This is a genomic window from Rania fehmarnensis, assembly GCF_056494185.1.
This window is the reverse complement of the sequence record NZ_CM151398.1, coordinates 7,900,697-7,919,142: the sequence shown is the minus strand read 5'-3', so window position 1 is coordinate 7,919,142 and position 18,446 is coordinate 7,900,697. Positions and strand designations below refer to the sequence as shown.

Sequence of the window (18,446 nt, the reverse complement as noted above, 5' to 3'; positions counted from 1 at the left end):
CGTAGCAGCGTTTCTCCGAAACGCTGACGAATTGCGTCTCGGAGAGACGCAACTACGTGACGCGCTCGTAGCCACCGTCGCCAGACGGTGGAGGCACCTGCTTACCGCCTCTACCGTCTGGCGACGGTAGCTACGAAGACCTACCGTCTGGCGACGGTAGCTACGGTTCGAGAGGCGACAGTGCGCGTGCGATTGTTTCGAGGTTATGCGTCATCATACCGATATAAGTTCCTTCGGGTGTACCGGGTTTGCCCATGGCGTCAGAGAATAATTCGCCGCCGATTTGGACGGAGTGTCCTCGAGCTCGGGCGCCTTCCAGCAAGGCTTCGATGCTCTTGGCTGGTACGCTGCTTTCGACGAAGACGGCGGGGATTTTTCGGTCGACGATCAGGTCGACTAATTCATTGATGCGTTGCAGTCCGGCTTCTGAGTCGGTGCTGATGCCTTGAATGGCTTGGACCTCCAGGCCGTAAGCGTGTCCGAAGTAACGAAAGGCATCGTGCGAAGTGATTAAGACTCGGCGCTGTTCCGGAATGGACGCCATGAGGCTGAGGCCATGTTGGTGGAGCTGGTCGAGTTTTTGTTGCAGGTCCGCGGTGCGTTGCTGGTAGAGCGCACTATTTTTGGGATCGTACTCTTGAAGGAAGTTGCCCACGATCCCCGCGGCTTGTTGCCACAAGCTGACATCCATCCACACGTGTGGGTCGGGATGATGCGGATCGCTATCGGGCAAGTTTTCAGGACGGTGCAGCAAATCGCCGACTGCGCAGGTTGGCCGCGAACTGGACGAGGCTTGAAGGGCTTGCGACATTTTGCCTTCGAGCATCAGACCATTGTTGAAGACCACATCGCAGCCGAGGATGGCTCGTAGGTCATCGGTGGAAGGTTTGTAGAGATGCGGATCGACGCCATCGCCCATCAGCTGAGTCACTTGGACTTCTGGTCCACCGATCTCGCGCACCAAATCGGCGACCATCCCCACGGTCACCGTGGCTTTGATGGGGTACGTACCATTGAAGGTGGTCGACTTAGGCGCCGAGGACGAGTTACACCCGACCACCAGCAGCACAGCCAACCAAAGATATTTGCGATTTATGATTTTCGATTTTCGATTTGAGATTTGAGATTTGAGATTTGAGATTTGATATGACCAGCGCTCGTTTAACCCGTAGCCGCAGGCGAGGCGCACCCAGTGTAGCGACTCTGCGCAACGACCGTAGCCGAAGTCGCCAGACTTTGGAAGCATCACGTTTGACCCATCCAATCTCTGGCGAGATCGGCTACAACAACCGTAGCCGAAGTCGCCAGACTTTGGAAGCACCACGTTTGTCTCAAGCGCGGGCAGAGTTGGGTTAGAGGGTGCTCCTCGCCTGCGGCTACGGGTTAAACGAGCGCTGGTCATGGTCGCATGTGCGGTACTTTACTTCTTGGCTTCCATTTGATCGATCAGAACATCCAGGACGGTATCGACGTGATCGTGGAAGCCGCCTGGGAGTTGTTTATCTTTGCAGTAGGCTTCGATATTTTCCATGGGGAAGAAGCGGCGGGCGTCGAGTCGATAGCTGCGGGTGGCACCTTCGCGGGGCGTGATGCCGGACTTATCGAATTCGGTGATGGCGATACTGCCGCGAATGCTGCAGTTGTCGGGTCGAGCCGGGTGGCCGTAGGGATTCAGGTAGACCAGTTGCGTGCGATTTTTGGCGGTGACGAACACGTGGGACTTGAGGCGTTCGGAGCCGGCGTCGGTAGGTCGACCACGGACGAAGGCGTATTCGAATTGGCTGCCGGTTCGTTCGCCGGATTTGAGGATCGAATTTTTGAAGATCATAACCAGCGTACGTAGGTCTTCGGGTTTACGTTCTTGGGGACTGGAGCGGGTGAAGAGGCCGACGCTGCGAAACTCGTTCATAGCGTTGGAGATGACAGGTTGGAAGCGCTGGGTGACTTTAGAGCCGCGGAACTGAGCGGTAGCGGCCAGTGGCAAGTGATGGTAGTAGAGTTTGCCGTCGATCAAGTCGCGGCGCACGCGGACTTGGATAGAGACATAGTTATCGTCGAGGTATTCCAAGATCGTCTTGCGGCTGATCATCGGCAGGGCGGCTTGATCGGAGGAGTCCATCGTCAGTCCGACGGAGATCACGCAATGTCGCGCGGCGGGTCGTGAGGAATTATGTCGCGCGGTGCGGATGATAGCGAAGCTATTGGTTTCCAGCGATTGCCCTTCGGCGATCTGGTCGCAGCGATTGCCGCTATTTTCGCTATGCAGTCGATCCAGCTCTGATTGAGTGCGCGGCAACGAGCGAATGGTTTTAACATCCGCAAACTCATCCTCAGCACCAGCCAAGTTGGTCACAGCCGCCCAACACGCCAGCCCAACCAACCACATCTTCAACATTACATTCGCCCCCAACTAAGCCGAGGGCGTTAGCCCCGGTTACAACTAAACCGAGGGCATTAGCCCCGGTTCCTACACTACTCCGCCGGCGTCACCCCCGGTTCCCTGTCCATCACCTGGTTCCCTAAGCCGCAGTCGTCACCCCCGGTTGGCAACAACCATCGGCCGTGTGCGTTTGAAAACCGAGGCTAACGCCAACGGCTTAGTTTGTGCGTCCTATTCTAACGCGCGGGGGCGGACGTGTGAAACAAGCACAGAAGCGCAGCCGGTCGATGGGAAATCCGCAGCACCATCCAACCCAGCAGCTACGAACTATAGGCCACACATAAGCCCAGTATTGTGCACTGCGATGATCTGCGCAGGGGACTCGGGATGTTTTAATCGACATCCACGAGTCCGATCGAAGGCTTGTCACCAGGGACGGCGACTTCGCTACATTGATCAGTTGATAGCTAGTCAACCAACCTACGATGGAGAATGCAATTTTCCGTGTTCAGATCGGTACCTGGTACAAATCCGACCGGTATCGAGCGGTCGATCAAATAGAACGCTCGGTGCCTCCTCGCTTTGCCTTGGTTTGCTCCGTATTCGGCACCCAGGCCGGTATCGATATCGTACTCGAAGAAACCGAGCGTTATTCTGACAGCAAACACGTTCGATCGATCCGTGACTAAATTGGCAAGTCGTGCAGCAGGGTAATTGAAGATCTGCGAATTGTTGATACGCGTCGAGTTCGGGAACAAGGGAGAACCGTTCAAATCATCTCTAAACAATCTTTGCCCGTTCAGCTTTCGAAGTACGGAATTGTCGGCATTGTCAGGCGTTCCAATCGGCAATGGCGGCGGGAATGAATTACGGCCAGCCAACGAAGTGAATCGACCTGGAAATTGTGTAGGTGAAGTGCTGTTGAGATAAGGGTTACCCTCGCCAGTTCGGTTATCCAACACTGACGATGCAGAAAGTCCGCCACCGAGCGAAGTTTGCAGTTCCTGCAGGTACGGAATTTGTGCACCTTGGTTTTGTCGATCGTTGGCTGGCATCATGTTCGCCATGAGGCCTTTGATTACGTTCGGCTGAGTTGCAGTGTTGATATTCACCTTGCCTGGATAGCGATACGATGGAATCAAGTTAAAGGGGGCCCGGAATGGTGCCAGTAACTCGTCTCTGGCAACGTCCCCGTTGGAGATGACCCTATTTGGATCTACAACGGTCCACGAATCTCCCCACGGACTTGGAGTTTCTATTAACTGAAGTAATTCAACTACCGACCCAACTGAGTTGTTGGCTTGTGGCCCCTGATCAATCTCGAGTGTGTGGCGATGACGCGGTTTGTTGTTTACCGTTTCGAAGTAGAACTCTTGATTGAACGTACCTGGTCCGCTGATCGGAACGTTTGCAAGTTCAATTGGACTAACAAAGTTTCTATTTGCCCAGAACGGTGCGTCGGGGACTCTCGAAGGTCCGCCTTGGTAGTAAACGTGCTGATATTCACTGCTATCCGGGTAGCCCCGAAGAATAAATTCTTTATTCAAATAGCCGAACGTTTGGAAGTCAGGCGTTTGTTGCGTTCGATCTTGGGATGCGTTGGGTGAAGCCTGATCAGCGTTGTGTTCACTCTTTAGTTCAAATTTGAAGTAAGCCGTTGAGGTTGTCGATGGCTGCGAATTTTGCTGCGGCAGGTCTTCAGTGTCATAGGTATAGAATGTTTCGCCTTTGTTTCCTTGCTTGTACTCATTTCCAGTATCGGTGGCGTCAAAGAACGTATGTTTGCCTGACTTCGAGCGAGATACAAACTTGATTTCTGGACTTGAGTTCACGGAAGGGTTTTCCCCAGAAAACACGGTCAAATCAATCGAAATCCAGTCCACTGTGATATAGGGATTTAACGCCGGATGGAATGCAATTGTAGGATCGGCCAGACGTTGGAGGACTGCGGCGCTCCAATTTGCTTGGGTCTTTGATTCGGGAACGTTATTGATGACGTTCCAACCGTGTTCTTCCAAAAAGAATCGCGAACTAGCTCCATTTTCTCCGTCGAATACATCGCGCGTGCTTAGGGATCCGCTATCCATTGCGATGTAGCCGTCTTGTGGCAACTGTTCAAATCCCGGCGCTCCAATTGTAGGATCGCCAGTAACATCCCCTGGAATTGAAACAGTTGTAGGGATTGGATAATACCGTTCAGTTGTTGGCTCGGAAATGTTAATGCCAACGTACGGTTTCACTGTGTTCGGATTTGCCGTGGTATTCAACGCACTCCAATCGGCAGGAAGCGTAGCTCCGGCAATCATCGTTATGCAAGGACGTACCGTACTCTCCATTGGTGGTTGAGTCGGTGAACCAGGCATATTGGACGGCACTCGATGGGGAAGCCAAAATCCGGGAACACCATCTTGATTCCAAATCTGGAACCAGTCGAAACCGTACGGTGGATTATTACCGTGTCTCAGTGCAATGCGATGGTAGCTTGGCAAGTTGAACTGGCGCGGTAGCGCCTGTTCTTGGCTTCCAAAATATGTCATGGGCCGAGGACCGATAACTAAGTATTGGCCACCTTGCAATGCAACTTCGTCCGCCTCTTGTCGATAGAAAATTCTGGCTTCGGGATCTGTTACTCCTGGCAATGCCCTCGACGCGTTCGTACCTGTTGGAGGAACCTCGGTGCGGTCGGTGAACCAGAGCACGCGGTCGATTACAGGTTCGTCTAGAGCTGGTTGGCTGTTTCCATCGTCGGCAGCACTTGAGGTTCTCCATTCAAGGCCATCGTCTGGGTTGCCAATTTGATAACTGTAGTTGAACCGACGAGATCCTTGGTCGGTGGTTTGACCAGCTTTTTGTTTGAACGCTTCTGTAAAGTTATCTGTGTCAGGCGTGTTTACGGTAGCTTGAGTGGTGACGTCTGGTTTCAGTAGCAGCACGCGCCAAACGGGATAGCGATTACCGCTTGAGTCCTGTGTGTACTGCGCAAGATTCAATGCAAGTCGCCCATTCAGATTCTGCGTATACAGAGTCGGCGACGAGCCAGGCAGCGCGTTATCGAAATCTTGATTCGACGCAGTTGAACGAGGGCAATAAAATTCTAAGAAGAGGGAGCCTTCTGGTACGCGAATTTGCTCATGGCGGTTTTGTTGCGTGGGATTAGCGAAGTATCGAGCGTCATGTGTCGCTAATGACTCCGTAATCAAAAGCTCAGGTTGCTCCATTCCAAACACGACACTGTCTGGTTGTGGAACCCACTGAGGTTGAAAACTGTTGCCATTAAAGAATGGATCCGGGTCATAGACGAAGCGAGTCATCGTCGAATCGGCATCACGATAGTCCACGACATTAACGGCCCATTGAGCAAGTATTCGGGCGCGTGTAGCCGTGTCAACGGTCGCAGTCGGCTGATTCGGGAATTTATAGTCGGCAGGCAGAATCATCTGTGCCAGGCAATACAAATGCCGTGCAAACAATTGACGCGATTGAACTCCGAAATACGTGCTTTGGTAGTCAGGATCTGCCTCCCAGGCAGGATCGAAACTCGCACGGCCAAGAAGTAGATCGGAATTCACATTTGCCCGTTGGGGATAGGGGACGGCTTCTGGGTTTGAAGTCAGTTCAAGTGGTTCGTCAACTTCGCCATTGGCACCTTGGCCATTTGGCAAGCCATCAACGCCATTGCCGAACGGTCGGTTTAGGTCAAGTCCACGGTTATTGGTAAATTCAAGCGGGAAAAGTTCTTTCAGAGCAGCATTGCTCACAAGTGGGTATGCAGATGACCCAGTACGCATTTGCCAAAACGATTCAACAAACTCAATGAACGAGCTTACCCTTGCAGTATCAGAGTTTCCATTGACGTACGTAAATGGAAATCGAGGAGTTGTCAATTCAACGTTACGAGGACTGATGCTTCGAACTCTGTTCAGAAAGTTGGAATTGCTCACGGAAGACCACGAATCTGCAGTGGCTTGTTCGAGGTCTCGGGCCATCGCCGCTCTGTCTGGATCGCTCGCTCTTACAAGTCGCTCCCATGCAGAGACGGATATGCCGCCATCCGAGTAATGGCCGCTTAGTGGACGTGCTTCATATGGGTCGTCAATTTCTTCCTCGAGGATATCTGCAGGATTTGTCGAGTTGGTCAAGATGGGATTACCGTGAAGATCGAGAGCAATTCCAATTCGACCATGGGTTGAAATCGGTAGCCCGGGCAATCGGAGATTGTTCGGACGTGATGGACGCAAAACGAGATTTGAGCTATCAGATCGCTTAGCGATTGCTTGGCTGAGTGGATCATCTTCTGTATCAATACCTGGTCGATCGTTGTATCGCAGGTTCATTAGGCCCGTCATGTCTTGATCGCGACCGCTATCGAATAGGTGACGCAAATAGATGTCTGCGGGACCATGCCCCAAACCCTGCGGCCAATTTCCAGGTTGAGGGAAGTTGACATTGTACGCAAACTTCTCGGATGACAGTGTTACTGGATAGTTAGTGCTGTTGGCCTGAATCTGCGCACCGGCAGAGTTTATATCTAGTTTGCCATCCATATCCTCGATATAGACTGCAACCAGGACCTTAAGCAGATGTCCATCTGACGATGTTGACAGCGGAAAGTTAACGTCGACCCAATTCGCATCGGTAACGCGGTCTCCATCGGTGTCAACGTCCCAAGGGCCTCGCAGATTCCATCGTAACCAAGCGTCAAAACTCTCTTGTTGGTCGGGATCATTTCCAAGTCGGCTCCAGTCGAGTCTCAGCTGAGGATTTCTCAACCCTTCAGCAAGCTGGACGTTGGAGCCGCCGGTAAACATCGTATTCTTTTGAAGCGTGATCGTTCCGTTGTTTCCGTCAGGAAAGTTTCCAATTCGATAAGATATGGGTCTAGCGGTTGCGCGCTCGACGAGTTCAAGAAATGACAAAAATACCGCGGGTTGAGATTGCAGATTCGAAAGCGACAACATCTGCGGGTCTAGACCAGCAATGTAGTTGATCAGATCAGGTCGATGGAACGACGGGGTGATCTCATCGGAGGTTTCGGCAGCGCTGGTGGTGTCGATAAACCGCCGCAGGGCCAAAAAGAAGTTGTTGTAGTCAGCCGCATCATAGGCTTCGTCCAAATCACCGGTTATCGAGTAGGCTTGGCCGTGGTGCGCATTTGTTGCCCCGATCTTGGCATGATTGGGTTGGAACGCCTCTGGAACCTGATTGAAGGGAGCTTGTAATTGATTGGGATGGGCATGCTGACCTGCAACAGGAGGCTGGGCGCCAGCCGCATGCTGCTGGTTCATGAACAGCGAACCGGTAGTCGGGGACAAGTTCGCACCGTTTCGAACGATACCAATCCCATCATTGTTGTGCGAGCCACCGTTAACCACAAACGAAAATGGTGACAGGAGGGTCTGGCCCGTAAAGTTTGCGTAGAGCAGGCTGTCGCCTTGGTTTTCGTTCTGGTAATTGGTTTGGTCATCTAGCTGCATCAACTCGTTTATGGTCACATAGCGGCTTAGCGCTGAAGAGAAAAACGGCCGCGTTTTTGCCGTATCAAGAGACGACAAGTCTATCAAAACGGTGTATTGCGCAGGGCCCTTGGTGTTCATCTCAGCAACATCAATTTCTCCTACGTACCGCACAATTCTGAACGATTGATTTGCTAGTGGCCCATCAACAAACGTTAGGACCCGACCTGTCCAAGCATCATGTTGACGGGGAAGCGAACGGTTGTACTCAAGAGGGATCTTCAGAAATGGACCAAACACCCCGCCACTATACGACGTATACAGTTTAGGCCCGTATTCAAAGCCTGCGGCATCGGTAGGAATAGGGGTTGGCGGAAGCGTGTAACCGCGATTCCCGTCGTCGCTTAGGTTGATGCGAGCTGTTAGCGTAACCGACTCGCTTCCATACAAGTCCTCAAGGAGACTATGCTTCCAAAGTGCAGAATCGCGATCGTTCGTGCCACGCACGATTTGCCGAACAACACTATCGAGCAGTCGCGACGGCGGAGTACCGCGAAAATCGCGCCGGGCCATTTGCATACTCGCGGTGCGAGCTTGTCCCGAGAATGCTAAGTAAGTCACTGTCAGGAGACTGAATAGCGCTAGCATTCCTAAAACGATAAGCAGAATCAAGCCCTGCTGTGAACGTCTTCGCAGATGCATCTTCCCGCTCCTCTTAACCTCGGACTTGGTAACTAACATTATCGCATACGCTCCAAGGTTCGTTCGTAAACTGCCACCGTTCCAGGGATATAGGTTGCAGTTGTTATTGCTACATTGTTGGGATCAAATTGCCAATCTGGCCCGTCGAGCACAACCTCTCGATGCCATAAGGCATCAGTGCCTGGCTGTCCCATGGACGCGGTCGACGGGATGGCATCCTGAGCCATAGCGGCGATCCGAAACCAACGATGCACGGCGTTCTGGGTACCCATAACTTTGGATAGCATTATCCATTCCCCAACATGCATCCCGCTGTCAATGCCATCGGTGGCAAACAGGCTTACTCGACCACCATGTCCACCTTTAAAATCCACTGGGCCTGCAGTGCCTGCCATCGGTATTACGCGAAAGTATCGTTCACCGGATGGTTTGTTTTCAGTATCTGCAATACCCGCGCGAGCTGCGGGAAAGGCAAAACCAAGATCGCGTTTGTAGATTACGGCGACTGAGAGGATTGCGCTGTCCACCGCCGAGTCACCCGCATTGGTGTCCGTCGGGCACAAGGTAGCAATCCAGCTATATTCAGACTTGCTCGTGAAACGTCCACCACTGGCGTATCGGACCGGTGGGACTGAATTATCCTCTTCGGTCGTTGATAGCGTAGCGTCCGGATTTACAGCATCTCCCACCGAAATATCATCAATCGAAGTGAACAACTGTTGCACCTGGCGTGCAGATACTCTCGCTCCACTAGAACTGTTGGCCAGAGTAACGCGAACCATTCGCGGTTGTGTGTCGATCGCTAAAGCAGGCGCAAAGGGTACGGCCGGATCAACCGCAGGATTATACGTATCCAAGTAGTACGGAAATACCGCTGGACGGTACCAGTTGTTTCCAATACTCGTAAATGAGTTTGCGGCTTCCAGTTGTGTCCAATCTCTTGATGATAGGAATAGAGGATCTATACAAACGGCTTGGCGCGACAATATACGCGTCGCAGTTCCGCGTGCGGTGGGCAGCGAGGAATAGGAGTGATATCCAGGATTTATTACGTTGTTAATTGTGAAGTCTTGATAGAATTGCCAAGAAGCACTTTTGTGTATTCCCCGAGCAACTAAGTCATCGTACCATTGATGAGCCAATGCCTGAGCTTCGGCTGAACGTAAGCTGTCAGCTGTGTTTCGGACTGCCAAAGGTATCAGAGAGGCGATACCCAACAATCCGACGATTGCGATTCCCATCGCAAATAACACTTCCAAAACGGACAAGCCGAGCCGCCGTTTCTGCACTCGTCTTCTTGTCATCAGTTTGCGCCTCCAATCAAGCCGCGTGTTGCAAAAAATCTCGCCGATGACAAGTCTGCCAAGCCTACGTTCTGCGCAACGAGAGTCGAGTAAACCGTTCCATGAGCCGTGTTGATACTCACCCATCGATTTGATAAATCTAATATGTTCAGCTTCACGTCGTCTCGACCCGAAACTGAATCTGGAACGACTTGCTCAGTGCGGCCAACCAGCAGATGAATAAGTCCCCGAGCAGCCCAGGTCTGACTTATCGACGAGCCCGCTGAATTGGTTTGCACCTCATAGACGCTATCTACACTACCTGAGGGTGCGAATACAATGAATATTTGCCGAGTCACGGCAACGTTCAGATTTACGTTGGTAGCAAACTGATTAAGCGTTGGACCGATACCACTCGAGTTTAGATCAATGCAAGTATCTCGAGGCAGAACTACGGTTCCGACCATCGTTTTACTGGGCTTTCGATAAATGCGAAACGGAACACTTGGACGGGGCGTTGAACTAAACGGATAGTTGGCAGTCGTGGCGGACGGCAGCATTTTTTCCATCGATGCAGTGTTGATTCCTTGCGCAACATCTACAAACCGCGGCGGGTTTTGAAAGCTCACGCCTACCAAAGTGTTGTCTGGAGCGGGAAGCAACGCAGGAGTCCCGACGATCTTAAAGCGGAACCTATGGTCGCCGATCTCGATCTCATCGCCATCCGAGGCTAAGCCACCTAGAAGGGTACTCGCTTGGGCCTCTGGAATCGCCAGCCTGTCAAAGAATCCATCGGAATCCACATCGTCTAATCGCCCAGTCGTTCCAACCCAATCGCCTTCGTATGGTGGAAATACTTCGCCGAGTGACAAACGTGTTGAGTGAAGTAACCCTGGTTGATTGTTGTTGTCAAAACCCGCGCGCTCAATGATCACGGATACCGGACGATTTGATGCAACGGCTCGGGCTTTTGCGGACTCAATAAAGCCTTGAACAATCCGTGTGGCTTGCGAGACTTTCTGGTCCTTAAGCAGCGTTCGAATATTGGGCAGAGTAACAGAAGCCATGAGCAAAATTATGCCCATCACTATTAATAGCTCTACCAGTGTCACTCCACTGCGGCGTCTAGATGTTTTAGTGTTTATCATTGTAGCAACAAGTCGTAATTAGTAATGTTGTCGGCGTAGCCTTCGGTTGTTCCATCAAAATTGGTATCGTGAACTGAACCGATCAAGACAGGTGCCTGAAATCCCGAAGGAGTGAACTCCAAAAATGGGTCTATGTAGTAATGCAATCCATTATCTGAGTAGACTCCTAGGGCAGTCCCTGCCCATGGCTTGGTAACATACTGGGCCAGTGCCGTCGGACCTCCTGATGGATCAACGCAAGGCAGATCGTTGTTACCGGCATCGAAGTCAAAAACTAGATCAAACACGCCGTCCGGTCCAGCGCTAACGACCAGCGGTACCAAGAGCCATGTTCTGCCGCTCGAACTGTACCTGAAGTCGGTTTTCAAAGGATCTAGTGCATCGGGCACCAATGGGTCATTTAGTGGGCTGGCAAAACCTGCGGGCCATCTTATCCAGCGAATCGGCTGGCCCCAGGCGTCAAGGAACTCGGGAAATGAATCACCGTCCGTGTCGCCGATCTCACTGGGCTTGAAGTATTCAAGTGCCGAAGCGCCGTTGTAGTTCGAAGCCGTCACAATTTCGTAAAGAAGTTCGGCACCTTGGTTTTGGATTGTTGGATTAAGCGAGCCTATCGGTGCCATGACAATGCTCGATGCTGGTACAGGCAGCGAGGGGGCAGGACCGCTAACCATCTTGCTGCGGTAGGTAAGATAAATCCCAGGTACATCGCGACTTACGGGAATCAGAGTATCGGTCGTATTCGGATCAGCCGTAAATGCCGCCACCTTGTAAGGTATTGGAGGGTACATCAAATCGACATAGCGGTCGGGCATCTCCATTCGCATAAGGTCTCGCAGAATGATCATTCGAGCCCTAGCTCCCTCGCGCGGACTAAGCGGAACTGTCCAAGTTCCATTGGCGGTTTTAAAAGGGCTTAGTACATCGTCGGGTACGTTTACCTTGACCGCTCGATACCGATATTCTTCCCAACGCATGAGTATGACATCGTTGATCTTCTTGATTGTGCCGTTCGTTCTGGTGATCTTCGCGTCTCTTTGCGCGCCCGACAAAGTGTAGAGCACCATTCCCATCAACACACCAATGATCGCGATCGCGACCATTAGCTCCACAAGAGTGAAGCAACGATGATGTCGAATGAAGATTTTTTTTTGCAAACGATTCATCGCATTAACCTAACTCGCATCTCGTCGTCGCAACCTGAGAATCAAATCTCAAAATTTCGCGTTTGGGAAGCAAAAACATCGACAAGATGGTGTGCTTGTACCCATACGCAAACCACGTTCCTAATTGCTCAGCCCGTCGCGAAGCTGCCCTTCCGAAAAGTTCGTCACGTTATCGAGTTGCGCAGTTGCTGCACCGTCGACATCCGAATATCGGCTAAATTGAGCGAGTGTTGGGCCATGAGTGGTATCAACCGGCCCAAAGTCAATGGTTGCACCCGACGGGAACGCATAAAAGATTGGTCCTGCAACGGGGCTTTGGCGACCTGTCACCGGAGGTATAGTAATTGGATTTTGAGGGGTCGGATTCGCATACGGACCGCTATAACTGGCGGTTGGATCAAAAGGAACTCCGCCGTATCGATCGTCTAAACCGGCGCTGATTATCTGAAACGATTTTTCGTTTGCATATTTATAGCGCAGCTCAGCTGCTGCTCCGGTCGTTCCCGCATTTGTATTCTCTTGCCCTGAGCGATATGGTCTTGCAACTCCAAGTCCAGCGACTGTGTAATTGTTGAAAAATGTCCCAACAGGCGCTACTGGAGAAGTGTAGCTGTAGGTTCGTTTTTCAATGTACACATAGGGCGCGCGCAGACCGTACGAAGGGCGGTACACGGGAATCGCGTCAACGTCAGATGTCGTGAAACCATAATCGGACTCATCACTCGACAAAGTTGCCGGGCCCACGATTCCGAGAGTTAACTGCGCTTCTTTGAAATCATACAAAGCACCTGTTCGAGCAGTGTTGTACTGATACGACGTGGTGTTTGGAACTAAGCTGAATGGCCCACCAGGACCTGTGAATGGATGGACTGGGTCATCACTGAATCCGCCCAATGCAAATACCAATGCTTCAGGTGGGTCCATCACACCCAATGGCGCACCATTTACAACTTTTCCAAGACGATCCGCTTGTGTTAGCGGCGCCACGGGTCGGTGAAGCATTTGAAATTCGGTGTCTGCGATTTGCGGAAATAGCTTGCGGTAATGACGTTCAAAGACGACCGAATTCGATCCGTCAGGTGGATAGTCGCCATACTTGTTTTTGTACTGATCAATCGCATTGGCCAGCGTGCTGACCTCCATCGCGACTCCGGCGGACTTTGCAGCACGCATACCCCAGAATACTGCCGGCAAAAGTAAGCCAGCCAGTATCCCAATGATTGCTATTACCATCAGTAGCTCAACCAGGGTGAAGGCTGAGCGGGGGCGGTGGAGAGGGCGGTGCATGGGGTCGACTCCTTTTGGTCTGGCTTCTACTGGGCCACTTTGTACTTGGGTCACTGTGTACTTCGTTTACTGTGTACTGGTGCGATTTTTCAACTTGGCGTTCTGGTTAACTTCGGCGATCTCAAATCTAAATGCCTTACCGGCTCTCAAGCTCATATTCACTTGCAGCGAGCGGCGCATCTAGATTTGAAATTCAAGTCTTCATTCTCTGGTATTAAGTCACTTACTAAGTCACTCACTGAGGCATTCTCTGGGTCGATCGGCTCGCGATTAGGTCAGTGAGGTGATCATCTGAATCAACGGCATGAACAAGGCCACCACGATGAAACCGACGGCTACCCCTAAGAACACGATCAATAGCGGCTCGATCAAACGCGTCAAACCTTCGGTCATCACGCGGACTTCGTCGTCGTAGGTGTCGGCCACCTTGTAAAGCATCGTGTCCAATTCGCCCGTCTCTTCACCGACGTCCACCATGTTGACGACTAGCTCGTCGATCACGCGGTCCCGCATCTTGACCAGGTAAAACAGCACGCAGCAGACCGCTCCCAAACCGCAGGCAAAACCGCCTACAGTCGTCAACGTTTGCAACGAACCCTTGGCACCTTTGACCGTTCGACCAGCCGTGATGGCGACCGACAGAATCATCACGCCTGGGAACACGCCCAGCAGCGCCCAAAAGAACATGGCCATCGGATGGAAACCAGGCGTCGCGTTCTCACGCAACGGCTTGCTGATCACTTCACCCTCGCGAATCGAATCGTTGACCCGCGCAAAAATTCTTTCAAACAGCGCATTGCCCGCCGTCTCACGCGTAATGTTGAGAGCTTCCAAAATCGGCACACCGCTACTGACCAGCGTACCGAGCGTCCGCGTCGTCCGGGCCATGATGTTCTTTTCCATCAAGCGCCCGAACACTGGCAGCTTCAGAATAAACATGTCAAAGCCCATGCGGCCATGTTTGAACTTGCGAGCCAGCTTCGTCACCAACCAGAAACAGAACGGGATGATCAGCAGCAAGAACCAATACCGCACGATGTAATCGCTCATGGCCACCAACAACACCGTCGGGGCCGGCAAGTCCAGGCCGAACTCCTGGAACATCTTGGTAAAGTTCGGCACGATCACCGCCATGATCAACACCAAAATCAAACTGGCAATGATCACTACCGCAATTGGATAAATCAAAGCGCCTTTGACCTTACGCTTGAGAGCTTCGGAGCTCTCCAAGAAGTCGGCTAGACGCTGCAGAATCGTTTCCAGAGCACCACCGGCTTCACCGGCTTTGATCATGTTCACATACAACCGGTTGAACACTTTGGGCGACTTGCTCATCGCTTCCGACAGCGTCGAACCGGTTTCGATTTCATCGCACGTGTCACCCAGCGCGTTCTTCAGCTTGCCAGGTTTATTGTTAGCTTCCAAAATGCGCAGCGAACGCAAAATCGGCAGACCGGCGTCTTGCAGAATCGATAGCTGACGCGTGAAGGTGCAGATGTGTTTGGTCTTGGCTCCGCCAATGGCAAACGGCCGCTTCTTCTTGCCACCGACGGACACCTGTTTGTTGGCGCCCTTCTTCAGATGGATCTTGGTGACGAAGTAACCCATCTGACGTATAGTCGTTTGGGCTTCTTCCTCGGTGGCGGCTTCGATCACGTCCTTGATCTCTTGGCCGGTCGCATCCATCGCTTCAAATTGATAGGTTGGCATGATTGAAGTTTGAAGTCTGAAGTTTGAAGTTGGAAAACCTAAAGCCTGAAAAAACTAACGTCTACTGGTGCGTTTACTCTTGCATGGTCTCGCGCAGCACTTCATCGACGGTGGTGACACCTTCGTAGACGAACTTGATGCCGTAGGATCGCAGAGTGGTCATACCGTAACTGGCAGCTTTGTCGCGCAGTTCGTCGGTCGTGACGTTACGCATCACGGCGTCGCGCAAGTCGTCGTTCATGACCATCAGCTCAAACAAACCTACGCGGCCTTTGTAGCCGGTGTTGTTGCAATTATCGCAGCCGCGGCCGCGGAAAAATTTCTTGCCCTTCACGTCCGTTGCGGTCAGCCCCAAGTCGGCCAACAGTTCCATCGGCACTTCGGTCTCTTCGCGACACTTGGTGCAGATGCGGCGCACCAAACGCTGCGCCAAGATGGCTTCCAGACATGCGGTAATCAAGAAAGCTTGAATGCCCATGTCCTTCAAACGCGTAATCGTGCTGGGAGCATCATTGGTGTGCAAGGTGCTAAAGACCAAGTGACCCGTCAGCGAAGCTTGAATGGCAATCTCGGCTGTCTCGAGATCGCGGATCTCGCCGACCAAAATCGTATCCGGATCCTGACGCAAGATAGCGCGCAAACACGACGCAAAGGTAACACCGATGTCGTGATCGATCGGAATCTGGATGATGCCGTCGATATCGTATTCCACTGGGTCTTCGGTGGTGATCAGCTTGTCTTCGATATGATTCAGCTCGGAGAGCGCCGAGTAGAGCGTCGTCGTCTTGCCCGAGCCGGTCGGACCGGTCACCAGCACGATACCGTTGGGGCGATCGATGATCTTGCGGAAGTAGGTCAAAGTCTCTTCGTTCATACCTACATTGTTCAGGCTGAGCGATACGACCGAACGGTCCAGGATCCGCATAACCACGCTTTCACCGAACATGGTCGGCAAAACGCTAACTCGCAAATCCACCGGGTGACCACCGACCATCAATTCAATACGTCCGTCTTGAGGCAGACGACGTTCGGCAATATCCAAATTGGCCATAACCTTGATGCGCGTGGTAATCGCAAAGGCCAAGTGACGTGGCGGCGGCACCATTTCATACAGCACACCTTCGGCTTTGATGCGAATGCGGAATTCATCTTCGAAGGGTTCAAAGTGAATGTCGGAGGCGTGGTCCTTGATGGCCAGCAGCAGCACCATGTTCAGCAGCTTGCGCACGGGCACCGAGTCGGCCAGAGCTTCGGCGTCGGTCAAGTTGAACGCGCCTTCGGTTGCCAGCGCCTTGGCCGCAGCTTCTAACTCTTGATCGCTGGCCAAGTCAGCCACGACGCGCTCGAAGGTATCCAGCTCACTCGAGTAATACTTGTCCACGGCCGCTTGAATATCGCGCTCGGTGGCGACCACCATGCGAATCTCATAACCCAAAAAGGTTCGCAGTTCGTCTTGAATGTTCAAGTTCTGTGGATCGCAAGTCGCGACAGTCAGCGTGTTGCCATCGAAGTGTACGGGCACGACGCGATACATCTGCGCCATGGCTTCGGTCAGTTTGCTGATCACATCGGGCGGCAGTTTCAGTTCGCCTAGATTGACGACCTGCATGTTCTGCTGCTCAGCCAACGCTTGGGCCAGCTGTTCATCGCTGATCAAGCCGATTTCTTCAGCGATCTTGCCCAAGAGCGCACCGGGCCGCTGCTGCTGCTCATCGAGAATAGCTTCGAGCTGTTCATCGGTGATGAAGCCCATATCGACGAGGACTTGACCAATTTTTCTTACTGACATGACTTAGCTCTCGTGTGACTGTTGGCTCAGCGTTTGCCACGGGTTAAACGCAATCCGGTTCAATATTTGTCCGTAGAGCGGGTCTCCAGGCCCGCTCGAGACTCGCGGCCCAACTAAATCCAGGTTGACGGACGGGCCTGGAGACCCGTCCTACGTAATCTTTAAACGAATCGGTTAATGGGCTTCCTCTTCGACTGGGATGGCGTCGTCGCCTAGTCCGCGGCGGACGTTGACGATGCGTTTGGCCAGGTCGTCGGGGCGGTGAGCTTTACTGAGTACATCTTCGACGGTGACTTTGTTGTCGCGCCATAGATTGAATAAAGCGTCATCCATCAAGTTCATGCCGTATTTGGCTCCGGTTTGAATGGCCGAGTTAATACGGAAGGTTTTGTTTTCGCGAATCAGGTTGGCGATACCAGGGGTTACGACTAGTACTTCGTAAGCTGCGCAGCGACCGCCGCCGATTTTCGGGAGCAATGTTTGAGCGACTACACCGATCAGCGATGTACTCAACTGAGTTCGAATCTGGTCCTGCAAATTTCCAGGGAACGCATCGATGATGCGGTTGACCGTGCCTTGAGCGCTATTGGTGTGCAGCGTGCCGAAAACAACGTGGCCGGTTTCGGCGGCGCTAATGGCCGCTTGAATCGTTTCCAAGTCGCGAAGCTCGCCGACCAGGATCACATCGGGATCTTGACGCAGCGCGCGGCGAATGGCTTCGGCAAAGCTGGGTACGTCGACGCCCACTTCGCGTTGGTTGATCGTCGACTTCTTGTGATCGTGATAAAACTCGATAGGGTCTTCGATCGTGATGATATGGTGGTCATGCGTTTCGTTGAGGAAGTTGACCAGGCTGGCCAGCGTGGTGCTCTTGCCCGAACCCGTAGGGCCGGTCACCAGTACCAGGCCACGCGGACGCTGGACCATCTTCACCACCGAATCGGACAGGCCGAGTTGTTCGGGAGTTAGTTTGTCGTTGGGGATCTGACGCAACACCATCGAAATGTTGCCGCGTTGTTTGAAGATCGACACGCGGAAGCGGGCCATGTCTCCAAAGGCGAAACCGAAGTCGGCGCTGCCCGCCTCTTGCAACTCGCGCTGGCAACGCTCGGGGGCGATACTCTTCATCAGCGAAACCGTGTCATCCTGCTCGAGGACTTTGGTCTCGAGTTTGCGCATGCGACCATGCAAGCGAAACACGGGTGGCTGACCGACAACGATATGAATATCGCTGGCCCCTTGCTTTACCGCTGCCGAGAGCAGCTTGTCAATCAGAACTGTTGCCATAGATCTCTCATGCTCCACGCTCCACTGGCGGCTATCGGCAGGCCGCCAGCAGCAAGCGCGGGAGTACTGGAAAGTGAATGCTGGACAAAAGGAACTGGGAAGCCACGTAACCGACCGAGGACGCGAGGCTCAAAATCAAGTGCGACAATGTAAAACGCAACAGTGTGCAAACAGACTTTAGTTGAGCGCTGGGCCTTCGGATTGGGTTTCGGAAGTTTTGGACTGCGGCAGGCTCAGGAGG

General features: G+C 52.6%; 10 protein-coding genes. All 10 read right to left on the bottom strand.

The features are described from left to right. Positions 1-160: 160 nt before the first annotated feature. Positions 161-1,246 (bottom strand): metal ABC transporter solute-binding protein, Zn/Mn family, encoded by a 1,086-nt coding sequence (locus SH573x_RS26950; RefSeq protein ID WP_479356813.1) that lies wholly within the window; start codon positions 1,244-1,246, stop codon positions 161-163. 174 nt (positions 1,247-1,420) lie between these two features. Next, complete coding sequence (locus SH573x_RS26945) at positions 1,421-2,395, bottom strand: hypothetical protein (RefSeq protein WP_479351157.1); 975 nt, start codon at positions 2,393-2,395, stop codon at positions 1,421-1,423. Between the two features lie 452 nt (positions 2,396-2,847). Further along, positions 2,848-8,535: a hypothetical protein gene (locus SH573x_RS26940; protein WP_479351156.1), complete on the bottom strand. Its 5,688-nt coding sequence runs from the start codon at positions 8,533-8,535 to the stop codon at positions 2,848-2,850. Positions 8,536-8,573: 38 nt separating this feature from the next. Beyond that, a complete protein-coding gene (locus tag SH573x_RS26935) occupies positions 8,574-9,839 on the bottom strand; it encodes a type IV pilus modification PilV family protein (RefSeq protein ID WP_479351155.1) in 1,266 nt (421 codons plus the stop codon). Then, positions 9,839-10,966: a pilus assembly FimT family protein gene (locus SH573x_RS26930; RefSeq protein WP_479351154.1), complete on the bottom strand. Its 1,128-nt coding sequence runs from the start codon at positions 10,964-10,966 to the stop codon at positions 9,839-9,841. The genes SH573x_RS26935 and SH573x_RS26930 overlap by 1 nt, the downstream gene beginning before the upstream one ends. After that, positions 10,963-12,132 carry a prepilin-type N-terminal cleavage/methylation domain-containing protein gene (locus tag SH573x_RS26925; RefSeq protein ID WP_479351153.1) on the bottom strand — a complete coding sequence of 390 codons (1,170 nt, stop codon included), beginning with the start codon at positions 12,130-12,132 and terminating at the stop codon, positions 10,963-10,965. Before SH573x_RS26925 ends, SH573x_RS26930 begins: the two co-directional genes overlap by 4 nt. Before the next feature lie 120 nt (positions 12,133-12,252). Then, a complete protein-coding gene (locus SH573x_RS26920; RefSeq protein ID WP_479351152.1) occupies positions 12,253-13,419 on the bottom strand; it encodes a type II secretion system protein in 1,167 nt (388 codons plus the stop codon). A 270-nt stretch (positions 13,420-13,689) separates the two neighbouring features. Further along, positions 13,690-15,129 (bottom strand): type II secretion system F family protein, encoded by a 1,440-nt coding sequence (locus SH573x_RS26915; protein WP_479351151.1) that lies wholly within the window; start codon positions 15,127-15,129, stop codon positions 13,690-13,692. Positions 15,130-15,202: 73 nt separating this feature from the next. Further along, complete coding sequence (locus SH573x_RS26910; RefSeq protein WP_479351150.1) at positions 15,203-16,918, bottom strand: GspE/PulE family protein; 1,716 nt, start codon at positions 16,916-16,918, stop codon at positions 15,203-15,205. A 174-nt stretch (positions 16,919-17,092) separates the two neighbouring features. Then, a complete protein-coding gene (locus SH573x_RS26905; protein WP_479351149.1) occupies positions 17,093-18,205 on the bottom strand; it encodes a type IV pilus twitching motility protein PilT in 1,113 nt (370 codons plus the stop codon). Positions 18,206-18,446 lie beyond the last annotated feature (241 nt).

What these genes read in the sequence shown, in the direction of transcription:
- SH573x_RS26950 (WP_479356813.1), bottom strand. Translation starts at nt 1,246, where the DNA reads ATGCTTCCAAAGTCTGGCGACTTCGGCTACGGTCGTTGCGCAGAGTCG.
- SH573x_RS26910 (WP_479351150.1), bottom strand. Translation starts at nt 16,918, where the DNA reads ATGTCAGTAAGAAAAATTGGTCAAGTCCTCGTCGATATGGGCTTCATC.
- SH573x_RS26935 (WP_479351155.1), bottom strand. Translation starts at nt 9,839, where the DNA reads ATGACAAGAAGACGAGTGCAGAAACGGCGGCTCGGCTTGTCCGTTTTG.
- SH573x_RS26930 (WP_479351154.1), bottom strand. Translation starts at nt 10,966, where the DNA reads ATGATAAACACTAAAACATCTAGACGCCGCAGTGGAGTGACACTGGTA.
- SH573x_RS26915 (WP_479351151.1), bottom strand. Translation starts at nt 15,129, where the DNA reads ATGCCAACCTATCAATTTGAAGCGATGGATGCGACCGGCCAAGAGATC.
- SH573x_RS26925 (WP_479351153.1), bottom strand. Translation starts at nt 12,132, where the DNA reads ATGAATCGTTTGCAAAAAAAAATCTTCATTCGACATCATCGTTGCTTC.
- SH573x_RS26940 (WP_479351156.1), bottom strand. Translation starts at nt 8,535, where the DNA reads ATGCATCTGCGAAGACGTTCACAGCAGGGCTTGATTCTGCTTATCGTT.
- SH573x_RS26945 (WP_479351157.1), bottom strand. Translation starts at nt 2,395, where the DNA reads ATGTTGAAGATGTGGTTGGTTGGGCTGGCGTGTTGGGCGGCTGTGACC.
- SH573x_RS26905 (WP_479351149.1), bottom strand. Translation starts at nt 18,205, where the DNA reads ATGGCAACAGTTCTGATTGACAAGCTGCTCTCGGCAGCGGTAAAGCAA.
- SH573x_RS26920 (WP_479351152.1), bottom strand. Translation starts at nt 13,419, where the DNA reads ATGCACCGCCCTCTCCACCGCCCCCGCTCAGCCTTCACCCTGGTTGAG.